Here is a 24,361-nt window from a genome sequence, read left to right as displayed (position 1 = left end):
CTCATAATTTCTAACCTAGAAGTTTCTTGATTAGCGGCAATTTGCCCTGATATGGAGCATATCGCCATTTTAAATCCAGCCAGAAAGAGTTTTGCAATACACTTTTCTTATGGGAAAAGGTGTCAAAGCTAGCTTTGCCGTGATAGTTGCCGATACCGCTATCTCCCACTCCACCAAATGGTAAAGACGAGACACCAACCTGCATCACTGTGTCATTAATACAAACTCCACCAGAGGAAGTTTCTTGCAAAACTCGCTTTTGCAGGTTTTTATCTTGAGAAAATAAATATAATGCCAAGGGTTTGGGTCTAGAGTTAATCAAGGCGATCGCTTCTGTAATGTCAGTATATTCAATGATGGGTAAAATGGGCCCAAAGATTTCTTCCTGCATGACAGAATCTTCTAGTGAGACATTATCAATAAGTGTTGGGGCAATATAACGCTCTGAAGGTTTATTTTCTCCACCGATGACAACTTTTCCATCTTTGAGAAAACTCACCAACCTTTCAAAGTGTTTTTGACTGATAATCCTGGCATAATCAGGACTGTTTATAGGATTCTCGCCATAAAATTCTTTTAAGGATTTTTCCAGACCATCTATTAAATCTTTTTTGATTATTTTATTAACTAAAAGATAGTCGGGGGCGATACAAGTTTGTCCAGCATTAATAAATTTGCCCCAACTAATTCGTCTGACAGTGTGTTCCAGATTAATGTCCGTATCTACAATACAAGGACTTTTGCCACCCAATTCTAAAGTCACTGGTGTGAGATATTTTGCTGCTGCTGCCATGATGATTTTGCCGACAGCTGTGCCACCAGTAAAAAAGATATGGTCAAATTTTTCTGCAAGTAGTTTTTGACTTGCTTCCACGCCTCCTTCTACTACTGCAAGATAAGCAGGGTCAAAATGTTTGGCAATAATCTTAGCTATGATATCAGACGTATGAGAAGCAATTTCTGAAGGTTTAATAATTGCACAATTTCCAGCTGCGATCGCACCTATTAACGGCGAGATAATTAACTGAAATGGATAGTTCCAAGGCCCAATAATTAAGACAACCCCTAATGGTTCTGGATAAATTTTCGCTGAGTAGGAAAAAAAATCCCAGGAAACTGCTGCTTTTTTTGGCTTACTCCAGTTTTGAAGATGTTTGATGGCGTAATCAATATCCTTAATTACGCTGATTTCTGTAAGATAAGTTTCTACCTCTGGTTTATGTAAATCCGCTTGTAATGCCTCGACTATTGACTTTTCATGCTCAATAATTGCTTGCTTCAGATTTTTCAGTTGTTCAATGCGAAAATTTACATCTTTAGTTTTGCCCGTTTGAAAAAAATCTCGCTGAGTCTGGATAATATTGCCAATGTTAGATAATTCAGTGGTAATCATTGTTTTGTCCTATCAAAAACTATTTAATGCTAATGCTCTTATCTCAGCATATTTGATTCGTCAATTTTTAGCGTTTGATTTTGTAATTGAAATTTGTACTTTAAATTATCGCTAGATAGTAGTAAGATTGTAAATCATGAATTACCAGGATAAAAAACTCTATAATTCATAATTTATAATTACTAGTTTTTTCATGCTTTGGTAGGTAGAAGCACAATAAATATACTACCTTTGCCCAACTCGGAATTAAGCAGAATAATGCCTTGATGTGCCTCGACAATTCGACGAGCAAGATACAGTCCTAAGCCACTACCAGAACTTTTATGACTGCCTTGGCGAAATCGTTCAAAAATGGTAGCTTGTTCTTCAGGGGGAATACCTAGGCCTGTATCCGCTATTTCAATTCTAATGTAGTCAACGGAATTGGATGTTTCAGAGAACTGAGATTGATTACTTTTATCGAACTGGCGTTGAGAAGTAAAACGAATAGTAATAGACCCGGAGTCGGTAAATTTGATCGCATTCCCGATGAGATTGGTAAATAGACGATGCAGCTCCAAGCGATCGCCCATGACTGTGTTTGATTCTTCGGTAAAATCCACACTTAGCGACAGTGCTTTGTCTTGAGCTAAGGGTGATAATTCTCCAGTTACCTCTTCTAGCAATTGGCCCAGATTGACTGGTTGAAACGCCAAACTTTTGCGACCTGCTTCAAAGCGATAAACTTCCAATAAAGTATTCACCATAGAAAGCAGGTTGATATTGCTACGGGCCATGATGGCGATTACTTCCTGCATTTGCGCTGATAATGTTCCCAACGCACCTTGCTGAAATAGCATTAACATGCGATCGGCGGCTACTAAGGGAGTGCGTAAGTCGTGGGTAAGGCGGGAGACAAAATCTTCTCGCTGACGGGCAATTTCATCACGTTCATCCATACTATGCTTCAAGCGCAGGAGCGATCGCACTCGTGCCAGCAATTCATCTACTGTTACAGGTTTGCGGATAAAATCATCAGCACCCAAGTCTAAACCGTGGGCGACGTTGGGCGTATCGTGGGCAGTTATCAGCAATATGGGGATATATTGCGGCAATTTCATCTCTCCACGAATGTGCTTGGTGACTTCGTACCCATCCATACCTGGCATCATCAGATCCAGAAGAACCAAGTCACAAGGAGAAGCTTTCAATTCTGCCAAGGCCGAAATCCCATTTTCTGCGGTGCTAATGGTGTAACCTTCTTCCTCCAAAATAGTTTTGATCAAAAACACGTTATCAGGAGAGTCATCGACAACTAGAATTTTGTCAGAACGAGAAGATTGTGAAGTCATATAGATGCAAGCTACGGGGTAAAAGTAAATTTTTGATAAGGCTAGCTGTATTTGTAACAATTTGTCTAGCTATATGTGTGTGAATCGTTCTCTTTTGTTGGCTCAGGCAGAGACTTTAGAGATGTTTTGAGCAAAATCCAATCAAGATACAGAGAATCTGCATTTTCAGAAAGTGGTTGAGACATTGAAAGCTTTCATCCCTCAGCAGCCATGCCCAGATTTTTTTCAGCAATAGCACTAGGATAACTTCAATAGATTTCTTGAGAATCAGAGTAATTAATATTTCTAACATTGCGATCGCCTCAGTTGCTTGACTGAGTTCAATGTCGCAATTTTGTTTTGTAGTTATTTATTTGACTTGTAGTGACTTATCTTGACTTATCTTGACATCTGATGACTTGCCGTAATTCTGCTTGAAACGCACGCTAAACTGAACTTGAAGCTGATTTTACAATAGGTATATGTCGTTACCAAAAGACTTCCTGACACAACTAAAGCAATACAGCGAATTGTCAAACCGAGAAAAGGCAGTCTTTTTGGAAATCTTTGGTAATGGCAAGAGTCGAGTTCAAGTTGCACAAGTGCTTAACATCTCTAACAGCAATCTCAACAGTTTTCTAACGGGGGTTTACAAAAAGTTCAGTATTTGCGGCAGTGGGCTTGTGAAAGAAAGCCGCTTGCGGGAGTATCTTGAAAAGCGATATTCCCAGCAGAAACCTTCTGGTAGCTCAACTGCTGACATTGCAGAGGATGATATTGATGCTCTAGTTCAAGAAATCCGGGAAAAGATTAAACGCAGCATCAAAGAGAAATGTGGAACGATGCGTGTGCTGGATATGGATCAGCCTATTGAGTTAACTGGAGAGCGAGGCATCTATACTAACGTCAACATTCTGGAGAAAACCACAAAACGCAGGCGAGTGAAAATTGGGCAACTGCTGCAAAAGTTTGATCGGGAAGACTTTGATCATTTTGGACTTCATGAACCCAGTGAGAAGCGCGTGCCAGGGCTAAAAGCAGTGCAGCATCACAATAAACTAATGGTTTTAGGTAAACCGGGCGCAGGAAAGACTACATTTTTGAAGTATTTAGCGATGCACTGTATCGAAGGGCAGTTTTTGACAAACCGAGTTCCCGTATTCATCATCCTTAAAGACTTCGCACAAGACCCTAAACAGCTAGATATTCTCCAGTACATTACTCAACAATTATTTATCTGTGGTATCCAAAATAGCAGCGTGAAAACTGAGCAGCTGTTGAGACAGGGTAAAGTTTTGGTTTTACTGGATGGTCTCGATGAAGTTAGAGAAGAAGATACAAAGCGTATTTTATGGCAAACTCGGAATATTTCCGAACAGTTCCACACCAATCAATTTGTTATAACCTGTCGTATAGCTGCCCAAAAATACACTTTTGAACAGTTTACTGAAGTGGAAGTAGCAGATTTTGACGAAGAACAGATTGCCATTTTCGCTCACAACTGGTTCCGCTTAATCTGCCAAGTTAAAGCTGAAAGATTTATTGAAAAACTACAAGCAAACAAACGAATTTTTGAACTGGCAACTAATCCACTATTGCTAACCTTGCTGTGTCTGGTATTTGAGGAAAACGAAGATTTTCCAGCAAACCGTTCAGAACTTTATAAAGAAGGGTTGGATATATTGCTTAAGAAATGGGACTCTAAATGGAACATTGAGCGCAATCAAGTTTATAAAAATTTATCTTTGGACTGTAAAGAAGATTTACTAAGTGAAATTGCTTTTACTACCTTTGAGCAGAAAGACTATTTTTTTAAACAAAAAACTGTAGAGGCATATATCGCCAAATTTATCAGTAATTTACAGGATGCTAATTTAGAAACACAAGTTTGGGAAGTTGATAGCGAAGACGTTTTGAAATCTATTGAAGCCCAGCATGGCTTATTGGTAGAAAGAGCAAAAGGAATTTATTCTTTTTCGCATCTGACTTTTCAAGAGTATTTTTGTGCTAGAAAAATTGTAGCTACTTTAGCATATAAAGATTTAGTGCATCACATTAATGAAAAACGCTGGCAGGAGGTATTTTTACTCGCAGTTGGAATTATGGAAGAGCCAGATAATTTAGTATTATTAATGAAACAAAAAATTGATAAGCTAACTGCTTCGGATGAGAAATTACAGCATTTTTTAGAATGGCTTGATTGTAAATCTAGTTCATTTGAATCTTTTTACAAGCCAGCAGCTATCAGAGCATTGTATTTTGAAATGACTTTAGATAGTGAACAAAATAAATTAGATAATACTATTGAAGGGGATTCAGGAAATAGTTTATATGATTTAGATAATGCTCTTGGATGGGATTCAGAAGATACTTTAGATGATATAGAGATAGATTGGTTACTCAATGAGGTTCTCACAAATAGTCTTGTTCTTAGTGATGACCTAGCTAACGCTTTTTTTCAAGGTCTTGATGCTACTGATATTCTTGATGAAACTATTGATAAATCATCTCGTGGACAAGCGTTACTTGATCGGGATAATGCTTGGTGTGATATAGCTGATATTGACGATTTTCTTGGAAAGGCTATTGATTTAGCTTCTTCTTTTGAATCAGAATTTAAGACGGCATTGCAGTTACTAATAGATAAACTTAATGAGGCAATACCAGAATGGAAAAACCTATTTGAGGAACTAGAAGGATTTGGAGAATGGTGGGATAAAAATAGTCAAGCCTGGACTGAGCAGTTAATAGCTTTAATGATTGAACATCGTAATATTGGTCATAACTGGCAATTCAGTTATAGACAAGCTAAACTACTACAGCAGTATTATAATAGTAACAAGCTCCTGGTTAACTGCTTAAACAGCGATTGTAATATTAGCGATAAAATTAGACAAGAAATTGAGCATAACTTGCTATTACCAATAAGTAAATTAAAAATGGAAAATAACAAAGAGATTTCCTAATTTTGCATTTTAAACCTTTATCTAGGTATTTAGAAGTTTCGATAATCCTTTCTTGGTAACTTCTGACTTCAGTAGATTGGTCTGTGATGAACTAAAACAAAAAGTACCTCTGTGCCATTGGTAAAACGGTCGCAGGTTCACAAATCAGCAACTCTCCATCTGCCCTGACTTGGTATGTTTCTGGATCTACTTCAATGTGAGGTAGTGCATCATTCAGCTTCATATCCCGCTTACTCAATTGGCGTGTCCCAGAAACTGCAACTGCTGCCTTTTGTAAACCTAGCTGGCTGGGAATTTCTTTCTCTAAAGCTGCTTGCGAAACAAAAGTTAATGATGTGGCATGACGCGCCCCAGCAAAACTACCAAACATCGGTCGTATATACACTGGTTGCGGTGTAGGAATACTGGCGTTAGCATCGCCCATTTGTGCCCATGCAATCATTCCGCCTTTAATCACTATTTCTGGTTTCACGCCGAAAAATGCAGGACGCCACAAACATAAATCTGCTAATTTTCCCTCTTCCACTGAACCCACATATTGAGCAATTCCGTGAGCGATCGCAGGATTAATCGTATACTTAGCAACATATCTTTTTGCACGAAAGTTGTCTGCTTGTTGCTCAGTTCCTTGTGGGTTAAGAGTTCCCCGTTGTACCTTCATTTTGTGAGATGTCTGCCAGGTGCGAATTATCACTTCGCCTACCCTTCCCATTGCCTGAGAGTCGGAAGAAATCATGCTAAATGCGCCTAAGTCGTGCAAAATGTCTTCGGCAGCAATGGTTTCTCGGCGGATGCGAGATTCGGCAAAAGCGACATCTTCAGCGATCGCAGGGTCGAGGTGATGGCATACCATCAACATATCCAGGTGTTCGTCTAAGGTGTTAAGGGTGTAAGGACGTGTGGGATTGGTGGAAGATGGCAGAACATTGGCTTGGCTACAAACTTTGATGATATCTGGTGCGTGTCCCCCGCCTGCGCCTTCAGTGTGGTAGGTGTGGATGGTACGATTCTTGAAAGCGGCGATCGTATCTTCGACAAATCCGGCTTCGTTCAGAGTATCAGTATGAATCGCTACTTGCACATCATATTCATCGGCAACGCTAAGGCAAGTATCAATTGCTGCGGGTGTGGTTCCCCAGTCTTCATGTAGTTTTAACCCCATTGCACCGGCGGCTACTTGTTCTACAAGTCCTTGGGGTTGACTAGCATTACCTTTACCCAAAAATCCTAAGTTGACGGGAAAAGCATCAGCAGCTTGCAACATTCGGTAAATATTCCAAGGGCCGGGGGTGCAGGTAGTGGCATTTGTACCCGTAGCTGGGCCAGTACCACCGCCGATCATGGTGGTAATCCCGGAAGCGATCGCAACTTCAATTTGTTGGGGGCAAATAAAATGAATATGGGCATCGATACCGCCAGCAGTGAGAATCATTCCTTCACCAGCTAAGGCTTCGGTTCCGGGGCCAATAATAATATCTACATTGTCTTGAATATAAGGATTTCCGGCTTTACCAATTTTGAAAATCTTGCCATCTTTAATGCCAATATCCGCTTTGACAATACCCCACCAATCCAGAATTAAGGCATTAGTAATTACTAAATCTACAGCACCATCGGCGTTAGAAATGGGGGATTGTCCCATACCGTCTCGGATGACTTTACCACCGCCAAATTTTACTTCATCGCCGTAGGTGGTGAAATCTTGTTCAACTTCAATAAATAATTCTGTGTCTGCAAGTCGGATGCGATCGCCTACAGTTGGCCCGTAAGTTTCGGCGTAGGCGCGGCGATCCATTCTGTAACTCATATAAAATCCTTTTTTTAACGCAAAGGGACGCTGAGGGAAGCGCAGAGGTACGCGGAGGTTTTTAGAGGTTTCCGTTAATTTTGGCGTTGAAGCCGTAGACTTGGCGAGTACCAACTAGGGGGATTAGAGTTATTTCTTTTTCGTCGCCTGGTTCAAAGCGAACTGCGGTTCCGGCGGGGATATCGAGACGCATTCCTCGCGCTTGTTCTCTGTCAAAGTTTAAGGCGGTGTTGACTTCATAAAAGTGATAGTGAGAACCGACTTGTATGGGGCGATCGCCTGTATTTGACACTTGTAATTTTATAGTTGGACGACCAACATTTAGTTCAATTTCACCTTCTGGTGTGATAATTTCTCCAGGAATCATAATAAATTAAAAATTACAAAATTAACGAATTGGATTATGCACTGTTACTAACTTTGTGCCATCAGGAAAAGTAGCTTCTACCTGTACATCATGCACCATTTCAGGTATCCCTTCCATGACATCATCCCGCGTCAAGAGAGTTGTACCATAACTCATTAATTCAGCTACAGTTTGCCCATCTCTTGCACCTTCTAAAATGGCAGCAGAAATATAAGCGATCGCTTCAGGATAATTCAGTTTTAAACCCCTTGATTTCCGTCTTTCTGCTAATAAAGCAGCAGTAAAAATTAATAGCTTATCTTTTTCCTGCGGCGTAAGTTGCATTCTTATCTTCCTCTTGGCGTTCTTGGCGTCTTCTCTGCGAGACGCTGCGCGATGGCGGTTCGTTTAAACCTGCCACACTCTTGGTATACAATTACCACGATTCAAAAAACAAACTCGCAGCAACTGCCAAACATTAATAAACCAGTTCCTCACCTCAGATGTAGAAGAACCGCGATATCGACACAATAATCCATGTTGTAACCGACTAACACCCGCTTCTCCTTTGCCATGCCATAAATTTCGCGTTTTTTCGACAATTTCTGCTGAAACTGCGCCACCAACCCAAACTAGACTACCTACTATTGGTTTTCCAGCCAAGCCGTGGGGACTGTGAAAAGTTTCTTCGCTACCTCGTAACGATTGCCGATCAATCCACAAGGGAATATCTTGTTGCCAAATTTCCGTGTGCGATCGCCATTCTCCTTGCAAGAATTTTTCTCCTCTAGCACTGCGACCAAATCGGGTAATTTCCCAGCCTAACCAACTGCCCCCGGTTGCTAATTTAACCCGTAAATCTTGCCGATAAATCGCGTCGTTAAATAAAATTGTCTCTTGCGGCAACCACTCTAAACAAGCGCCAGCATCAACTTGTATCTCAATGGTTTGTCTAGCTTGTAAGCCATTACTGCGGTATATCTTGCTTGCAGCCGCCGTAGTAATTAAAGCTTGGGTTTGGGGTTGGAGATGGATGTTAGAGGATAAGCGATCGCCTCCCACCATTCCCCCAGCCGTGTGTAAAATGACGCTATGACAAACTTTTTCCCCTTCTGGATAAAATGGGCGTTGTACCTTCAGGGGCGCTTGTTGGTGATTGTAAATTAATTGGGTTTTACCCTGGCGATCGGCATAGACTAAATTAAGTTTGCCATGCCAACCTTCTGCTATTTGTGAATTGCAGGTCATTTATAAATTCAAAATTAAAGTTAAGATATCTTATATTTATTTAATGCATTCTTTGGTATTTTACCTGCAATTTATCATGATTTTCTCGCCAATATTACATAATCATCTAATGTATAGTTTGACTGATGCTTCTGACCAAAATACTGTTGCAATATTGGACTCATATACAGCTTTTTTGGTAATTTGTCTTGAGCAAACTTAGCAAATTCAGCACCGGGCAAAGATGTTCTTGAACCTGTTGAGGTTAGATACCTATACCAAACTAACTCTAATCCCAGTTCTGCTAAAAATTTCTCCACTACATTTTTTTCCTGTTCTTGGTTTTCAAATTGGTGAACATCGTAAATTTTGAATAACTTTTTATTTTGCACAATTAGCAGAATATAACCTGAATTTTTTAAGCTAGTGGCAAATATTTGCTTATAAGTATTATTAGCTTCAACCCTCTTCGCTTTATCTATAAAGAAGCAGTGGGAAATTACGATAAAGTCGAAAAAATCTTTGGGTAGATTATTCGATTGGCTTTTCCAAGTAAAAATATCAGTAGTAACAAAGCGGAAGAATGCATTTACTGGGGTTAGACGCGATTCTATATATCGTCGCCAAAACTGAAGCCCACGAAACTGGAAAGCATCTTGTTTTTCTAAAGAGTAGTAAGATATGTGCATTTGTGGGATATGAAAAAAACCGCTACTACTTTGGAGGAATAAAGCTAAACTATAAGCAACTGTTCCTGGGCCTGCTGCAATATCAAGGATATTAATCTTACTTGGTAGTAAAACATCTTGGTAAATGAGAAACCAAGCTAAATATATGCAAGATACATTATCTAAAAAATACTTCATAAAGTAGACATGAGGAGTTAGACTAAAAGGTAGTCTGGATCTTGTCCAATTTTTAAGTTATTAATATCCTCAAGACCGTCTTCTAGCTTAATAAATAACTGTTTTTCAGGAATCTTACTAAATTCTTCTTTGAGATATTCAACTAGTTTTGATTCAAAATCATCAAATATACGTTCATCAATACTAGTAGATTGCAGTTTATATTCATCGTGCTGTATTAAATTAAAAGCTTTATAAATATATTTAACAAATTCCTCATCTGGGATTAATATAAAATCATCTTTTTCCTGAGATGCTTCTGTTAATTGTTTATTTAAAGTTTCTGTTTGTCGTTTGTATTCTTGGGAATAACGTTCAAGTTGAAGTTTATCCCTAAATAGTTTTTCTAACCATGAGAATCTTGCACCTGATTTTTGAATTTCTTGCAATAATTGCGTTGAATGTCGGATATCCCCGCGTCTCAAAGATAATTTAAACTGCTGACTTCGCCACCAATTTCTGATAGGATTATTCATAACCAAATCCCTCTTTACCTTCCATAATTTCTACACTTGGAAGCCGAGAAACTAACTTTTATTTAAATTTCATATAGCTTAATTTCTCATCATCATACCACCAAGCGTATTTTTGCTTAATTTCTTCAGCTTCTTGGCGAGTTGATGCGATGATAGAACGACTCTGGCTAGCATGAAAAGTTTGAATTACAACCCTATTGGCGATGGCTAACTTGTCAATAAAAGCAGCTTCATCAGTTGGCAAAGTAGGAAGTAGAGGGGTGATAGTGATAGATATTTTAGGAACAAAACCTTTGAAATAATCAATACTTTGTTTGATTTTAGTGATAGCATTTAGTCTAGCTTTAATACTGGGCGATCGCGGTTCAAAATCTTTTCTCACTAATTCGCTCCCAGTGGAAATGCTCATATTAATTCGCAATCGCTTAAATCGTTGTAAATAATCAATATCTCTAGTAATAATTGGGCTACGAGTTTGAATCACCAAAGTTGGAGTTGGATAACCGTCAATCCCCACATCTAGCATTACCTCCAACAACCGACGAGTCAATTGATGTTTAGACTCAAGTGGTTGATAAGGATCGGTAACGCTACTCATGTATATACTAGGAGGAGTCTGGGGATTTTTTTCATACCATTTTTTTAATTCTTTCGCTAAAATCTCAGCAGCATTTTCCTTAAAAATTACCCATTTTCCCCAATTTTGGCGCATTTGAGCATTAGGGGTAAATGCAGCAGCATAGCAATAACTACAACCGTATTGACATCCCCTGTAAGGATTTAGAGTAAAATCATAATTACCAATAAAACCAGTAGCTTTTGTTAAAAGTGATTTAGCATTTTGGGCATAAACATTGACATCTCCAAATTTTTCTCGGACTAATTTGGTAGGAATGCATTCGCAATAACCTTCATATTTTGGTTGTGCCATGTGAATCCTGATATTTATTGAGAGTGAATTAACGCACCCTACTTCTTATGATTCCCATTTTTATTTTTAAATTACTTCACCAAGGTGTACGCTAGTGCGATAGACCATATAGACAAAACCACTTTCATCACGAAAGCGCTGATATAATTCTTCAAAATTATCAATAAGCTGTTCGTATGCCGAGCCTTCGCGCGGAAGGTAAGAAACACTCATTGCTCGTCCAATAAGTGCAGCTAAATCTAACTGTTGCCTATAAGTAAAATTATATTCCTGGATGTTAATAAAATGGGGAGTTACTAACAGTGGTTCTACCGACTGCATTCGAGATTCTGCCGGGTGATTATTAGATGCTTCGCGGACTATTCGGCTATATTCTGTAGTTAAGGCATCTTCTTTCTCTCGATTATTCCACACCACAGCCAAGCGTGCTGATGGTTTTAAAATGCGGTGGAATTCTAATAAAGTTGGTTCGGGATTGAACCAGTGGAAAGCTTGAAAACAAGTAACTAAATCAACTGATTTATCAGGTAGTTGGGTAAATTCTGCTGTTCCATCACGAAACTCTATCAAAGGATGTGCTTGGGCAGCTTCTCGCATCGCTGCGTTTGGTTCTATGGCGATGACATTAAACCCTCGTTCAGCTAACAATCGTGAAGCAATTCCTGTACCTGCACCAATATCTGCTGCTACGAGTTGTGAATTTTCACCTAATCCTTCCAAGATAATATCAATTGCATCTGCGGGATAGCTTGGCCGATATTTTACATAATCTTCTGCTCTGTCAGAAAACCGATTAAGTGGGTTTAAGGTATGTAAAGGGGTTGTTTCAGGATTAATTTGGCTCATGGGTTTTGATATAAAAGTAAAAATGAACCTGTTAGTTGGGCGTATTTTCAGGGAAGCATAGAACTGTAGCTCATGAAATGCGTCAATCTACCAGAAATTATGACAGCTAAAGTGATAAGCATTTGCAACCTCAAGGGTGGAGTTGGCAAAACTACCATAGTCATGGCGTTAGCAGAATATTTAGCAGGCGATACAATGTACAAAAAGCGTGTACTTGCTATTGACCTTGATCCTCAAAGTAATTTGACTAGTGCTTTAATGTCAGAAGAGGTTTGGGAAAAAGAATTTGAAAGTAAAAAATTGACATTGCCTTATTTATTTAAAGATCCTGAATATTTTTTAGAAAATGTTAAAAACGAAAATTTTATAGTTAAACACAATGTTTCAAATGTTAGAAACAGAAATTCTTTTGCCCACTTGCATCTGATACCTAGAAGCCCAAGGCTATTTGAAATCCAGGAAGAATTGCCATCAGGTTATTATTCTTTTAACTTCAAACCTGTTGAGCTTATTCGTACAATCCTCAAACCCTTATTAAATAATTATGATTATATTTTAATAGATTGCGCCCCAAATATTAACACAGTAGTTAAAAGTGCATTTCTAGCTAGCAATGCTTGTATAATCCCTTGTGTACCAAACCGAATGTCCATTCATGGATTAGATTTATTACTTGAACACATTGAAAAGTTTAATAGAGATTATGTACATAACTTAAAAACAGTTGGGACATTAATTTCTCGTTACAACCGAACTATAGCCCAAAGTGAAAATTTAAACTCTATTATTGTTAACCCTTTCTATCCACCAGTTTTTGAAACTAAAATTTTAGAAAGAGCAAGAATTGCCGAAGGGTTAGAATTAAATAATTATTTGACTTATAGACAAAAATATGATGATTCTATGGTGAAATTAACTAAAGAATTTATTCAGAGAGTAGGTAGATAATAGAAGCATCACAAATTGCAGACTTATTAAGAGCGATCGCAGAAGTTGTAGAATCTGATCCAAAACTTGCCAAAGCTGTAGAAAAATGTTTAACTAACAGTTTCAACGCTCAAAAAAGTAAAGATTCGTCCGAAGCAACACCAAAGCAATCAGATGCTAGTAAAACTCTCCAAAATGGCGATATTATCCTAACTGAATGTCGGCAAATTTTACGCAAACAGGGTGAAGAACAACTTAGATTTTACTTAACTGAGCTAGGAGAACAGGTTAGAGAATTATTAAAACACGGTCAACTTGACCCGAAACGCTCTATGCGCCGCCGGAAGGATTTGAATATTATTATTGAGCATATTATTCAAAAATTGCAAGCTCAAGATAAAAGCGGTAAACTACTTGCAGCCTCAATCTCTAAAATATGATGCAGCTTAAAAAGTAAATCATTGTTATTAATTCCTCTATTGCTGCTCTAACCAAGCTATCAAATCAGCCATTTCAGAAAAATCAAGCAGTTCCTCTCCCAATTCCTCTAACTGTTCAGCGGATAAATTACGAACCTGCTCAACTAATGATCCATCAATATCACCAAAACGCCGTTTAAGCTGACGACTAATCAATTTAAACGCTTCCTTTTGAACGATATCTTGATAAATTACAGACTCTTTCATAATATCCTCCCGTAAAAATTGCCAAACCAAATCTTTTTCAAACCTCAAAACGGTGAGAACTTCTATACAAACTGCAATATAAATAAAGTCGACAATATTTTTATACCGCGCCTCTACGATCCATTTCAAAACCATATACATAGATATCAGCAACCTTATAGCGTTTCTCTTTTTTCCGCCATTCAATAATGCCAATTTCCGCTAAAAAAGAAGCAAATTCTTCAAAATTTGCTATGTCATGTGCTGACTCTTCCCATACTGTTTGTAACTGTTCTTTAGATAAGAAGGCCAATTTCCCCTTAAGAGAATCAAAAAATTTAGCCAAATCAGGGTATTCCTCTTTAATTTCTTCACATCGCTTTTCTGATGCTTTTTTCAAACCAAATTCTAGGGATTTTCCTTGAAGTAAGCGGTCTGTACGGAATTTGCTTGATGATTGTCCCTTATAGGTTAGTTCTTGCTCTTTTGCTCCTTTAAGTAATATACTTAAACTCCGAGGGAAAGTAGTGCCACTTGAGTCTGTTAATCGTTCATAAACCCATCGAGATACATTTTTAGCTCTGTTTCCACCTCGGCGACGACTTCCCCAAAGTATTTCTAAAGCTTTATCAATCGCTTCTTCACTAGCTTGATCAATACTTTCAAAAGCAACAGGAGATATTCGGTCAACCAAATTCTTGAAATCTTCAGATTGTATTGCTTGGCGAAGTGCTAATCGGAGAAAGTCAATCCTAGTCCACTGTAAGATAATGTCCCGTCCAGTAAAATGACTTTTATTGTCGAAACTTAAATGATTCCATATATCTTCTCTCAAGAAAATTTTAAATCTAATTTCTGTTAATCTGTTAGCATCACAAGATTGAACTAATTGGAATAAGCCAGTGAGTGCTTGCTGTCTTACTCCTCCTACTTCAGGAAAATCTTCATCTAAATCATCGTAAAGAAACCACAATTTTTGAGAATTATTTTTGGCTTCTTCATTAAGAAGAATATCTATGGCATCTTTGACTATGAGCCGTAGTTCAGAGTTAATAGATAATAATAGCAAGGCTTGAGTGCATTCAGACTGCCATCTTTCTATAGGTAAATTATTAATAATTTTTTTCAGTTCACTAAACTTTGCACCTTTCTTACCTTTAGGAAAATTAAATAAATTTTCATGATGACATCTCAGCAGTAAATAAGCTCTCCAGAAAGCTTCCCATGTGCCACTATTTTGCTGCAAACTTTGATGGATGATTTGGAATTCATCACGAGATGGGCGACTTTTTTGGAATCTACCATGTGCTGATAAAAATATAGTCTTATCCAACCGTCCATGAGCTAGTTTTTGAGCAACACTTTTGTGTTTTAGAAAAAGCCAATAAAGTGCAGTTTTTCCTGTGCCTTTTCGCCCTCTAATTAGGCAGGTTGTATCGTCTAAAAATCTTTCAAAATCAGTAGTGCGCTGAAATAGTAGATTCAAATCTTGTCTTTGGTCAGCAGCATTTACTTCAGGAAATTGCAGACTTTCAATAATGTTCCACCGCTGATCTATTGTATTTAAAACATTGCTACGTTTGAGTTCATCAGTTTTTTCATCAATTAAGTTCGCAATTTTTGTGTAGTAATCTTGCATACCTTGTACAGGATAGCTATCAGCCAAAGCGATTGGCAAAAGATAAGGGACTACTAAAAGTTTTTCTATTGGAGTTTGAGAATTATCTAAATCTGGCTCATCTTCATCTGTTTCATAGTTTTCATTTGTTACTGTATTTAATCTGTTCAGCAATGAGTACCAAATTTGTTTTACTTTCGACAAACCAATCTCAGTAACATCAGGAACAGGAGAAAAAACAAAATTAATGGATAAATTTTTTACCCATTGCAGGGATTGTATTAGCAGTTCTATTCCTTGTTTATTTTGTTCGTTAGGAAAAAGAAATATAATTGCTTCGTCAGCTGCTTGAATTAATGATAAAGCTCCCCATTGATTGATTCCAGTTCTCGAATCAATTAAAATAATATCAGGTTTTAATTGTTCGTAAATTTCACGTTTGAAAACAGACCAAAGATTTTGATCTCCATCAATAATAGTAGTAGCATGAAGATCATCAACTTTGGAGACATAATCAAGATTCAGACAACCAGCAGGAACAACAAATAATCTTCCTGTGGCGTTAGAGATTTTCACTTCACCAAAAATTTCAGCAATTGAAATACTTGGTTCTACGTCTTCTGGTAAGTAGGAACGCTCATAAAAATAGTCAACTATTCCATACTTTGGTTGTGGCTTGAGGTCGAATGCTGTACTCAACCCAGGTGCTTCTAAATCTAAATCCACAGCTACGACTTTAAGACCACGCATTGCCAAAATTGAGGCAACATGGGTTAATGCAGTAGTTCGACCTACTCCTCCTTTAAAGGAATAAAAAGTTACGGTTCTGGGTAAACTGGGTTCAAGCTGGGGAAGTTGAGGTTGATTTTGCGGATTTGCTGCTTGAATTGCTAAATCTTGCCAAGTTTGTACTGAAGCTGTATTAAAAGCCTGCGGTGCTGAAAGATTTAGTGAATCTGCTTCTTGAGGCGTATATAAGGAAATAAACCCAGGAGATAAATGAGGAACTTGTGATTTAAGTAAATTAAAACTTTCTTCTTTCCTCTGAGGAATAGATAAATTAATAAAGCGATCGCTTACAATAGTCAAATTCAATAAACCTGATGTAGAAATATTTAAATCAACCCATTCTTGTGAATTATGCACATATTGGTTTGCAATTTCCTGCTTTAGCAAAACCTGCCAACTTTCCTGCATTTGACCACCTCTTTAAAGTTGAGTAGCTTGCTTTTGTAACCACCCCTTGAGACTCCGATAAGCTTTTAACCAGCGTTTATAACTTTCATCATCAGGCTCAAAGACACAATAACGCATATTTATAAAATTTTGGCTATTTGGATTTTCCACTTCAGTAAGCCATTTTTGCACTTCAGGATAATTATCAATTCTAGATTTAAGTCGATTGTGCCGCTTTAATGCTTCTGTGTAACTATGTCCCGGATTAGTAATAGTATGCCCAGGATTAGTAGAATCTGTCTTCCATTCCTGAGTTGCACCCTTTGGTAAGGTAGCAAAAATCATTGCTTTTAATAAACATTCAATGGTTACACCTCCAAAGTGCATAGCGGCTACTCTTCTTTCCGATTCCTTTCTACATAATATTTCAGTATCAAGGTGACGCTGCATAAAAGCGGCTTGGTAATCTTCCATTTCGTTATTTTCTCGTTTGAAACACCTGAATCTTGACATAAAAAAATAGCCGCCTCCACAAGGGAAGCAGCTATTTTTACAAACAGGGGATTACAAAGTATTAGTAATCGAAGTCGCCGCCACCAGCACCAGCGCCAGCAGGAGCGCTATCTTTAGGTTCAGGCTTGTCAACTATAATACATTCGGTTGTCAACACCATACCAGCGATGGAAGCAGCGTTTTGCAGAGCAGAACGAGTCACTTTCGCAGGGTCAACAATACCAGCAGCCAACAAATCGACGAATTCGTTTGTTGCAGCGTTGTAGCCAACGTTGAATTCTTTCTCTTTGACGCGTTCAGCGATCACAGCACCATTCTGACCGGCGTTTTCAGCAATCCGCTTCAGAGGTGCAGGTAAGGCACGAACGACAATCAACGCACCAATCAACTCTTCATCCTTAAGATTGCTCTTTGCCCAAACTTCCAATTCAGGAGCAAGGTGAGCCAGAGTTGTACCACCACCAGGAACGATACCTTCTTCCACAGCAGCTTTGGTAGCGTTGATAGCGTCTTCTAGGCGCAACTTCTTGTCTTTCATTTCGGTTTCGGTTGCTGCACCCACTTTCACTACAGCAACACCACCAGAGAGTTTAGCAAGACGCTCTTGTAATTTCTCTTTGTCGTAAGAAGATTCGGTTTCATCGATTTGACGACGAATCTGTTCGACACGAGCCTTAACAGCAGCTTCGTTACCTTCGGCAACAATTGTGGTGCTGTCCTTGGTAATGGTGATCCGGCGAGCTTTACCCAGGCTATCCAGCTTGGTGTTATCTAGCTTCAGACCAGCATCTTCGGTAATTAGTTGACCACCAGTTAAAACAGCGATGTCTTCTAGTAGTGCTTTGCGGCGATCGCCAAAGCCAGGAGCCTTAACAGCAGCCACGTTCAGTACACCGCGCAAACGGTTTACTACCAAGGTTGCCAAAGCTTCTTTTTCAATATCTTCGGCGATAATCACCAAAGGACGACCAGCACGAGCTACTTGCTCTAACACTGGTACGAGGTCTTGTACCAAAGCGATTTTCTTATCGGTCAGCAGTATGAAAGGCTCATCAAAAACCGCTTCCATCCGCTCAGGGTCGGTAGCGAAATAAGGAGAGATGTAGCCTTTGTCAAAGCGCATCCCTTCAGTGATTTCCAACTCGGTGAACATAGATTTCCCTTCTTCTAGGGAAATTACGCCTTCCTTACCCACCTTGTCCATTGCTTGGGCAATCATCTGACCGACTTCTTCGTCATTACCAGCTGAGATTGCACCAACTTGGGCAATGGCTTTGGAATCTTCCACTGGACGGGCGTGTTCTTTGATTTTGTCTACCAAAAAGGCAGTAGCTTTATCAATACCACGCTTCAGCGAAATTGCGTTAGCACCAGCTGCAACGTTCCGCAAGCCTTCTTTGACGATCGCATGAGCTAAAACGGTAGCAGTGGTTGTGCCATCGCCCGCAGCATCATTGGTCTTAGAAGCAGCTTGACGAATCAGAGCTACGCCAGTGTTTTCAATGTGGTCTTCTAATTCGATTTCTTTGGCGATCGTTACACCGTCATTAACAATTTGCGGTGCGCCAAATTTCTTTTCTAGGACTACGTTACGACCTTTGGGGCCAAGGGTAACAGCTACAGCCTCAGCCAGGATGTCAATGCCTCGTTCCAAGGCGCGACGGGCGTTTTCGTTGTAGATAATGCGCTTTGCCATAATTATTCTTAGTTGTCCTTTGTCATTTGTCTTTTGTTCTTCGTCATTTGTCATTTGTCCTTTGTCATTGGCTAATGACTAATGACCAATGACTAATGACCACTAGATAACAACTGCTAAAATATCTTTTTCAGAAAGCAGTACATATTCTTCAGTGCCGAGCTTGATGTCAGTACCAGCGTACTTAGAGTACAGCACCTTATCGCCGACTTTAATTTCCAATTCCTGACGGTTTCCATCGTCATTACGCTTGCCAGGACCAAGGGCCACTACTTCCCCTACTTGGGGCTTTTCCTTGGCGGTATCGGGCAAATACAGACCACCAGCGGTCTTTTCCTCAGAGGCGCTCACTTTTACGAAAACGCGATCGCCTAAAGGTTTAACTGTAGAAACGCTTAGAGATAAAGCAGCCATAATTATTTTCTCCAGAGTTTAGCACTCTCAACTCCTGAGTGCTAATTTACCGAAAAGTGGCGTCCAATGGCAAGAATGCCTTGAGTACGGGTTCCCGAACTAGAAGGTCATAGATGTACTTAAGTATAAATGCTTAATTGTTTATACCTTGCGGGTTTTGTTCTGTAAGTTACGAAGAGAGTAGGGAGTGGAGAATTAAGAGTTATGAAAATTCTTCCCTATTCCCCACTCCCCAGTCAACCCAGTCAACTTTGATTTGCAAAGCTTGCAAATTGTTATAGAACTGTAATCAGGGAGCCGCTCGATCAGTAACAATACAGTGACAGCGATCCAGTCCAGCCATCAAATTCCCAAAACCACTAAGTCCCTGGAACATAAGATCCTGAGTAATTGTGTAGAAAGTTTAGGACTTGCAAAAATTCAGCGACACATTTTTATTTGCGCTGACCAGACAATTGCTGCTCAAAACGAGCTAGTCTGGAATTCTGGGATTACTTAAAAAAGCGACTTAAAGATTTAAAACTCGATGAGCCGCACTAAAGTCATTCTATTTGCGTCTATAAAACTAAAGCCAATTGCTTGCGTGTTTCTTCTTCTAGACCCATAATGGTGGTTTACCCTGATGGTGTCTGGTATCGCCAAGCAAACCTGGAAGTTACCCTGCGGATTATCCGAGAACACTGAATAGGCAATAAGGTGGTAGGAGAATATGCGTTTTCAATCCATCTTTTGCCAGAAACTTCCCTAGTTTCTTGTGAACACCTCATAGAGGCTTAACAACCAAAAGATATGGTATGGCAGTAAGCTTTAAGAAAGTGCGGGTTGGTTTTGAGGTAGGGTCATCTTTAAGCCAATACTTACTTGTGAGTCCGAAAGATTATTATTTAATCAGTGTTTTTTACCCCGCCCCTTTCAAAGCGATATATAATAGCGCATTATAGATACTACTGCTATACGTATCGTTGCTGGACTTTTGCTATCGAGCTACTAGTCTATTGAAAGTGCTCGGCATTTTTGAGACTTCGAGACAGCAAAGGCAAGTTAAGTAGGAAAAAGGACAACATCTCGAATAACCCACCATAGAGGATAAATATTCAAGACTTTGATGGACCGAAGCGCGACAAGTGCCACTGCTATGAAAGAGCCCAGCATGAAAGATCACAAACGACTTCTATTGATTGATGATGACCCTAACCTCATCTTGCTGGTGAAGGATTACTTAGAATTCCGGGGATATGAAGTCATCACCGCTGAGAATGGACGTGAAGCTCTGGAAATTTTAGAGCAAGATGTTCCAGACATGATCATCTGCGATGTGATGATGCCGGAAATGGACGGATATACTTTTGTGGAACAAGTCCGGCAAAACGAACGCACCAGCTGGATTCCGGTTCTTTTCCTTTCAGCTAAGGGACAAAGTGCAGACCGAGTTAAAGGTCTAAACAAAGGTGCTGATGTTTATATGGTCAAGCCCTTTGAACCAGAAGAACTCGTAGCGCAAGTTGAATCCTCGCTGAAACAAACTATCCGTTGGAAAGAACACCAAGCAAAAGGAGGCGAAAACGGTTCCCGTATCCAGGTTCCCTTCGATGTACAATTAACCCCAACCGAACTGAAAGTAGTTCAGTTTGTTGCTAGGGGTTTAGCTAACCGTGAAATTGCTGAAGAACTCAATGTTAGTCAGCGCACGGTTGAAAGCCATGTGTCCAATATGTTGGGCAAAACCAATCTCCACAACCGCACTGAACTAGCGCGGTGGGCGATTGAAAATCAAATGGCCTAAAATCAGTAACGAGTGCTGAGTCCTGAGTGCTGAGTGTTTTTGACTCAGCACTCGTAACTCAGGACTCAGCACTCAATTTACCAACCATCTTCTTCAGGGCTGGATTGGTGCAAAACTTCTAAATCCAGTTCATCCAGGTAAGTCAAGGCACTTTCAATCTGGGAAACAGTGCCCCGTAGTTCCAGATCGAAGCAGCTATATTGTGGCACGTTTGCGCTTACCTGAGCATCAGCAATAATAACTGTGATACCGTAGTGAGAAACCAGTCGTGAAATGACTGGCTCCTCATGCAAGTCTTTAGGAATACGAACCTGGATGCGAGTTTGGGTGCGTCTATTATCTAAAATATCAGTATTAGATTTTACTTGTTTATTGGGAATTGCCATTCTAGCTTCCTACTCGACTTCTGGGATGAGGGTTTTGCTTTGCACGATTTCTTTTAACACTAGCGTCACTTATCCCACGCAGGCAAGCAAGAAAGTATTTACCTTGGCAAACCATTAATATAGATGTAGTAAATGTGAAGAATTGCTCATAATTCGGTAGTTACAAGGTTAATTGTTATTCTATAGTGCTTTTCGAGCAGATTTAATATAGCTAATCTGTAGGGTTACAACAATTGTTGTAACCCTAATTTATTGTGTATGGAATTTAATACTGAAGTTACAAGTGCTATATATGTTACTTTGTCAAAGTTTTAGGGAATTCTATTAATAGAAACTTATAGATTTAGCCCTCTGTTTAGATATCAATAAAAATCGATTTTTTAGGATATTTACTTCTGTGTAATGACCTATTGTATAAATCCCTATTGCCCAAAACCTGTTGACGCAGTGAATGCAAACAACCTTATTTGCCGTAACTGTGGGTCAGAAATATTGTTGCAAGGTCGCTATCGGGTACTCAAACAACTAGGACAAGGTGGCTTTGGTAACACTTTTGAAGTTGACGAATGTGGGAAAACTAAAGTTTTAAAAGTGCTGACTGAGAATAACCCCAAAACCATTGAACTGTTTCAACAGGAAGCAAAGGTTTTGAGTCAGCTAAACAGTGCGGGTATTCCCAAGGTAGAACCAAATGGTTATTTTACTGTTTTAGCTAAAAATAGCTCTGTACCATTGCACTGTTTAGCGATGGAGAAAATTGAAGGCGTAAATTTAGAGCAGTGGATGGAATTTCGTAATTATCAACGTCTTTCTGAAGCTCAAGCTCTCAATTGGCTAAAACAACTTGTAGAAATTCTCGCTTTAGTACACGCTCATAAATATTTTCACCGTGATATTAAGCCTCAGAATATCATGCTGCGACCAAGTGGGCAGCTTGTCTTAATTGATTTTGGTGCAGTTCGACAAGTCACGACAACCATTTTGGCGGGAAATTCCCATACCAGAATTATTTCACAAGGCTATTCACCGCCAGAGCAACAAAACGGTTATTCGGTACAGCAGTCAGACTTTTTTGCATTGGGACGGACTTTTATTTTTCTGCTCACAGGTAAGGAACCCCAGGATAAAGAAATTTATGACCCTCTGACTAACGAGTTGCACTGGCGAAAATCTGCACTCAATATTTCTCCGCTTTTGGCAGATTTAATCGACCATTTGATGGCTCCTACTGCAAATCATCGTCCTCAAAATACGCAAGTAATTTTGCATAAATTGAATGAAATTGAAAAAGCGTTACAAATGCCTAGAATACTATGGCAACAAACGAAAATTAAATCAAGTAATGGGTCTAAATCTGCTGCATCATCTAGTTCTGTTGCTACTGTATCAGTCGGTGGAGCTAAATCAGTCAATGCGCCTTCTAGGCAGACTCAGAAAAGCCAAAAACTTTGGCAAGTTCTCATCGGTTTAGGACTGGGATGTTTTGCTGTTGTTATTGCGGCTATTAATCAACCAAACACCAAAAATCCGGTTTCTGTTTCTCCTGTAGAAAATGTTCCGGTAGCTATTCCTAATCCAGTTAACCAAATTCCTGAAATTCCATTAACTGTTAACTCTCAACCTAAAATAAGTCCTTTAACTTTGCCTACATCTGACAAAGGAGAAACCGAACAATCTCAAATAGGGGAGATAGAAAAACAAAAACTTCAGGCTGCTTTAAAAGCCGAGGAAGAAAGACAAGCGGCTATTAGAAAAGAAGCTGCTGTTAGAACAGCAAGAGAGCAGTTAGAAGCTGTGATAAGGGAAAAAAGAGAAATGAGGCAAAGAAGAGAACAGTTAAATGCTGATATAAGGAAAAGGGCTTTAATAACACAAAAAAGGCAACAAGCCGATAAACAGCAACAGACAAAAATTAGCCTTGAAAAAGCTAAACAAGTTTACTTGCAAACTAAGGAGCAGCCAAAAACAACTGTAACAGCCTTAGATAAACGGCAATTAATACCTAAGCAACAAGTTTCAACAAAACAACCAAACAATGCAGTAAATACAAACGATGATGGGGCTAATATCCCTAAACCTTGGGAATCTACATATCCCATACCTAAAGCTTCCGATGAATTAGAACAAGTAATAAGAGAGGGAAATCAATGATAAATTTCACAGTTAAAAGCTTAATTACTTTGCTGGTAACTAGCTCGGCTTTGTTGTTAACACCAATGAGAAGTGATGCACAGGTTGATATGAAAGTACTTAGCCAAGTTGCTGAAGCTGCCAGAAAGATACATTTTCACCTGATTATTACAAAAAAATAAATTTTTCACGCATCAAATCAAATGGATATAAAGTTTCATTTTGCATTGATTATAGATATCACTACTTATTAATTTTATCTAAGTTTCCTTGGTTAGCCTCTTCAGGAGAATTAGTTGATGGATATCCTGCTTCTGTAGCTGCTGCAAGCCTAGCATTTTATAATGGATATAATAGTGTGGATGAGAGTAATATTCCTGATATAAAGTTATTAGATTGTCTTGCTAGTCAAGATGCATCTAGTAAAGAGTGTGATGAAACAATGTTAAAATCTATTGCTAGAGATAGCGCAATATCTTCTTGTCAAGATGTAGATTCTAGGCATTTTAATGGGGATTGCTATTTGGTGTACGTATGCCCTTCATGTGTTATTTCTCATAACGAAATTAGTTCAAGGAGAATGATATTAAATGCTTTTATAAAATGGTTTATAGCCCTGGACAATAAACAAAGAAGGGAGATAATCTCTGTGTTAAGAGATGAAAATGAAAGTAAACACTTAAGTGGACAAATTTTGGAAGAAGCATTTACAGCCGCACTAAAGTATGAAGAAGTAAAGCAACGTGTTGATGAGCAGGAACAAGAGCGGCGTAGACAAGAGTTACTTGGTAATTAGGTGGTGTTTAAAACAGTGAGGTAGTAACATAATATTGGGTTTCCCTACCT

Annotated in this window: 21 protein-coding genes and 1 pseudogene; 6 read left to right on the top strand and 16 right to left on the bottom strand. The window is 39.0% G+C overall.

Going from position 1 to position 24,361, the window contains the following annotated elements:
• Positions 1-10: 10 nt before the first annotated feature.
• Both HWQ43_RS03595 and HWQ43_RS03590 read right to left on the bottom strand, forming a co-directional pair.
• Positions 11-1,393, bottom strand: a complete 1,383-nt coding sequence (locus tag HWQ43_RS03595) for an aldehyde dehydrogenase (RefSeq protein WP_292730341.1) — start codon at positions 1,391-1,393, stop codon at positions 11-13.
• Positions 1,394-1,584: 191 nt separating this feature from the next.
• A complete protein-coding gene (locus HWQ43_RS03590) occupies positions 1,585-2,724 on the bottom strand; it encodes a hybrid sensor histidine kinase/response regulator (RefSeq protein WP_292730338.1) in 1,140 nt (379 codons plus the stop codon).
• A gap of 461 nt (positions 2,725-3,185) precedes the next feature.
• Here HWQ43_RS03590 and HWQ43_RS03585 point away from each other — a divergent pair, with 461 nt between their 5' ends.
• Positions 3,186-5,669, top strand: a complete 2,484-nt coding sequence (locus HWQ43_RS03585; protein ID WP_292730335.1) for an NACHT domain-containing protein — start codon at positions 3,186-3,188, stop codon at positions 5,667-5,669.
• A 91-nt stretch (positions 5,670-5,760) separates the two neighbouring features.
• Here HWQ43_RS03585 and ureC read toward each other — a convergent pair whose 3' ends face one another.
• From ureC to HWQ43_RS03545, 8 genes are all read right to left on the bottom strand, one after another.
• Positions 5,761-7,476, bottom strand: coding sequence for an urease subunit alpha (ureC, locus tag HWQ43_RS03580; protein ID WP_292730332.1), 1,716 nt, complete (start codon positions 7,474-7,476; stop codon positions 5,761-5,763).
• Between the two features lie 61 nt (positions 7,477-7,537).
• Positions 7,538-7,843, bottom strand: coding sequence for an urease subunit beta (locus HWQ43_RS03575; RefSeq protein ID WP_292730329.1), 306 nt, complete (start codon positions 7,841-7,843; stop codon positions 7,538-7,540).
• Positions 7,844-7,864: 21 nt separating this feature from the next.
• Positions 7,865-8,167, bottom strand: a complete 303-nt coding sequence (gene ureA / locus HWQ43_RS03570; protein WP_292730326.1) for an urease subunit gamma — start codon at positions 8,165-8,167, stop codon at positions 7,865-7,867.
• A 63-nt stretch (positions 8,168-8,230) separates the two neighbouring features.
• On the bottom strand, positions 8,231-9,070 hold the full coding sequence (locus tag HWQ43_RS03565; RefSeq protein ID WP_292730323.1) for an urease accessory protein UreD: 840 nt from the start codon (positions 9,068-9,070) through the stop codon (positions 8,231-8,233).
• A gap of 74 nt (positions 9,071-9,144) precedes the next feature.
• A complete protein-coding gene (locus HWQ43_RS03560; protein WP_292730320.1) occupies positions 9,145-9,915 on the bottom strand; it encodes a hypothetical protein in 771 nt (256 codons plus the stop codon).
• A 17-nt stretch (positions 9,916-9,932) separates the two neighbouring features.
• Entirely contained in the window at positions 9,933-10,430 is a 498-nt protein-coding gene (locus tag HWQ43_RS03555; RefSeq protein WP_292730317.1) for a hypothetical protein, read from the bottom strand.
• A gap of 58 nt (positions 10,431-10,488) precedes the next feature.
• Entirely contained in the window at positions 10,489-11,361 is an 873-nt protein-coding gene (locus HWQ43_RS03550) for a radical SAM protein (RefSeq protein ID WP_292730314.1), read from the bottom strand.
• A 66-nt stretch (positions 11,362-11,427) separates the two neighbouring features.
• A complete protein-coding gene (locus HWQ43_RS03545; RefSeq protein ID WP_292730312.1) occupies positions 11,428-12,207 on the bottom strand; it encodes a class I SAM-dependent methyltransferase in 780 nt (259 codons plus the stop codon).
• A 99-nt stretch (positions 12,208-12,306) separates the two neighbouring features.
• Here HWQ43_RS03545 and HWQ43_RS03540 point away from each other — a divergent pair, with 99 nt between their 5' ends.
• The gene (locus tag HWQ43_RS03540) at positions 12,307-13,155 is read left to right on the top strand and encodes a ParA family protein (protein WP_292730309.1); all 849 of its coding nucleotides are present in this window, start codon (positions 12,307-12,309) and stop codon (positions 13,153-13,155) included.
• 455 nt (positions 13,156-13,610) lie between these two features.
• On the opposite strand, the pseudogene HWQ43_RS03535 reads toward HWQ43_RS03540, so the two are convergent.
• The 5 genes and pseudogenes from HWQ43_RS03535 to groES form a co-directional block, all read right to left on the bottom strand.
• Positions 13,611-13,898: pseudogene (locus HWQ43_RS03535) on the bottom strand (DUF4351 domain-containing protein); the annotation flags it as partial.
• A gap of 22 nt (positions 13,899-13,920) precedes the next feature.
• Positions 13,921-16,614: an AAA family ATPase gene (locus HWQ43_RS03530; RefSeq protein ID WP_292730306.1), complete on the bottom strand. Its 2,694-nt coding sequence runs from the start codon at positions 16,612-16,614 to the stop codon at positions 13,921-13,923.
• Between the two features lie 12 nt (positions 16,615-16,626).
• A complete protein-coding gene (locus HWQ43_RS03525) occupies positions 16,627-17,067 on the bottom strand; it encodes a hypothetical protein (RefSeq protein ID WP_292730303.1) in 441 nt (146 codons plus the stop codon).
• Positions 17,068-17,167: 100 nt separating this feature from the next.
• The gene (gene groL / locus HWQ43_RS03520) at positions 17,168-18,802 is read right to left on the bottom strand and encodes a chaperonin GroEL (RefSeq protein WP_251960123.1); all 1,635 of its coding nucleotides are present in this window, start codon (positions 18,800-18,802) and stop codon (positions 17,168-17,170) included.
• A 102-nt stretch (positions 18,803-18,904) separates the two neighbouring features.
• Positions 18,905-19,216 carry a co-chaperone GroES gene (gene groES / locus HWQ43_RS03515; RefSeq protein ID WP_094348596.1) on the bottom strand — a complete coding sequence of 104 codons (312 nt, stop codon included), beginning with the start codon at positions 19,214-19,216 and terminating at the stop codon, positions 18,905-18,907.
• A gap of 1,105 nt (positions 19,217-20,321) precedes the next feature.
• Here groES and HWQ43_RS03510 point away from each other — a divergent pair.
• Complete coding sequence (locus tag HWQ43_RS03510) at positions 20,322-20,999, top strand: response regulator transcription factor (protein WP_012407592.1); 678 nt, start codon at positions 20,322-20,324, stop codon at positions 20,997-20,999.
• A 77-nt stretch (positions 21,000-21,076) separates the two neighbouring features.
• On the opposite strand, the gene HWQ43_RS03505 is transcribed toward HWQ43_RS03510, so the two are convergent.
• A complete protein-coding gene (locus tag HWQ43_RS03505; RefSeq protein ID WP_181927876.1) occupies positions 21,077-21,385 on the bottom strand; it encodes an NIL domain-containing protein in 309 nt (102 codons plus the stop codon).
• A 402-nt stretch (positions 21,386-21,787) separates the two neighbouring features.
• Between HWQ43_RS03505 and HWQ43_RS03500 the strand changes: the two genes are divergently transcribed.
• The 3 genes from HWQ43_RS03500 (at position 21,788) to HWQ43_RS03490 (ending at position 24,311) form a co-directional block, all read left to right on the top strand.
• Positions 21,788-23,536 (top strand): protein kinase, encoded by a 1,749-nt coding sequence (locus tag HWQ43_RS03500; protein WP_366932775.1) that lies wholly within the window; start codon positions 21,788-21,790, stop codon positions 23,534-23,536.
• Complete coding sequence (locus HWQ43_RS03495) at positions 23,533-23,697, top strand: hypothetical protein (protein ID WP_292730291.1); 165 nt, start codon at positions 23,533-23,535, stop codon at positions 23,695-23,697. The genes HWQ43_RS03500 and HWQ43_RS03495 overlap by 4 nt, the downstream gene beginning before the upstream one ends.
• Positions 23,698-23,873: 176 nt before the next feature.
• Positions 23,874-24,311 (top strand): hypothetical protein, encoded by a 438-nt coding sequence (locus tag HWQ43_RS03490; protein WP_292730288.1) that lies wholly within the window; start codon positions 23,874-23,876, stop codon positions 24,309-24,311.
• Positions 24,312-24,361: the final 50 nt, after the last annotated feature.

The sequence above is a fragment of the Nostoc sp. JL31 genome (assembly GCF_017114965.1).
Taxonomy (GTDB): domain Bacteria; phylum Cyanobacteriota; class Cyanobacteriia; order Cyanobacteriales; family Nostocaceae; genus Nostoc; species Nostoc punctiforme_A.
The sequence above is the reverse complement of the archived record's forward strand: the minus strand, read 5'-3'. Positions and strand labels throughout refer to the sequence as shown.

Bases quoted from the DNA above. Each gene is read 5' to 3' on its own strand.
- HWQ43_RS03595 (WP_292730341.1), bottom strand. From the start codon at position 1,393: ATGATTACCACTGAATTATCTAACATTGGCAATATTATCCAGACTCAG.
- HWQ43_RS03590 (WP_292730338.1), bottom strand. From the start codon at position 2,724: ATGACTTCACAATCTTCTCGTTCTGACAAAATTCTAGTTGTCGATGAC.
- HWQ43_RS03585 (WP_292730335.1), top strand. From the start codon at position 3,186: ATGTCGTTACCAAAAGACTTCCTGACACAACTAAAGCAATACAGCGAA.
- ureC (WP_292730332.1), bottom strand. From the start codon at position 7,476: ATGAGTTACAGAATGGATCGCCGCGCCTACGCCGAAACTTACGGGCCA.
- HWQ43_RS03575 (WP_292730329.1), bottom strand. From the start codon at position 7,843: ATGATTCCTGGAGAAATTATCACACCAGAAGGTGAAATTGAACTAAAT.
- ureA (WP_292730326.1), bottom strand. From the start codon at position 8,167: ATGCAACTTACGCCGCAGGAAAAAGATAAGCTATTAATTTTTACTGCT.
- HWQ43_RS03565 (WP_292730323.1), bottom strand. From the start codon at position 9,070: ATGACCTGCAATTCACAAATAGCAGAAGGTTGGCATGGCAAACTTAAT.
- HWQ43_RS03560 (WP_292730320.1), bottom strand. From the start codon at position 9,915: ATGAAGTATTTTTTAGATAATGTATCTTGCATATATTTAGCTTGGTTT.
- HWQ43_RS03555 (WP_292730317.1), bottom strand. From the start codon at position 10,430: ATGAATAATCCTATCAGAAATTGGTGGCGAAGTCAGCAGTTTAAATTA.
- HWQ43_RS03550 (WP_292730314.1), bottom strand. From the start codon at position 11,361: ATGGCACAACCAAAATATGAAGGTTATTGCGAATGCATTCCTACCAAA.
- HWQ43_RS03545 (WP_292730312.1), bottom strand. From the start codon at position 12,207: ATGAGCCAAATTAATCCTGAAACAACCCCTTTACATACCTTAAACCCA.
- HWQ43_RS03540 (WP_292730309.1), top strand. From the start codon at position 12,307: ATGACAGCTAAAGTGATAAGCATTTGCAACCTCAAGGGTGGAGTTGGC.
- HWQ43_RS03530 (WP_292730306.1), bottom strand. From the start codon at position 16,614: ATGCAGGAAAGTTGGCAGGTTTTGCTAAAGCAGGAAATTGCAAACCAA.
- HWQ43_RS03525 (WP_292730303.1), bottom strand. From the start codon at position 17,067: ATGGAAGATTACCAAGCCGCTTTTATGCAGCGTCACCTTGATACTGAA.
- groL (WP_251960123.1), bottom strand. From the start codon at position 18,802: ATGGCAAAGCGCATTATCTACAACGAAAACGCCCGTCGCGCCTTGGAA.
- groES (WP_094348596.1), bottom strand. From the start codon at position 19,216: ATGGCTGCTTTATCTCTAAGCGTTTCTACAGTTAAACCTTTAGGCGAT.
- HWQ43_RS03510 (WP_012407592.1), top strand. From the start codon at position 20,322: ATGGACCGAAGCGCGACAAGTGCCACTGCTATGAAAGAGCCCAGCATG.
- HWQ43_RS03505 (WP_181927876.1), bottom strand. From the start codon at position 21,385: ATGGCAATTCCCAATAAACAAGTAAAATCTAATACTGATATTTTAGAT.
- HWQ43_RS03500 (WP_366932775.1), top strand. From the start codon at position 21,788: ATGACCTATTGTATAAATCCCTATTGCCCAAAACCTGTTGACGCAGTG.
- HWQ43_RS03495 (WP_292730291.1), top strand. From the start codon at position 23,533: ATGATAAATTTCACAGTTAAAAGCTTAATTACTTTGCTGGTAACTAGC.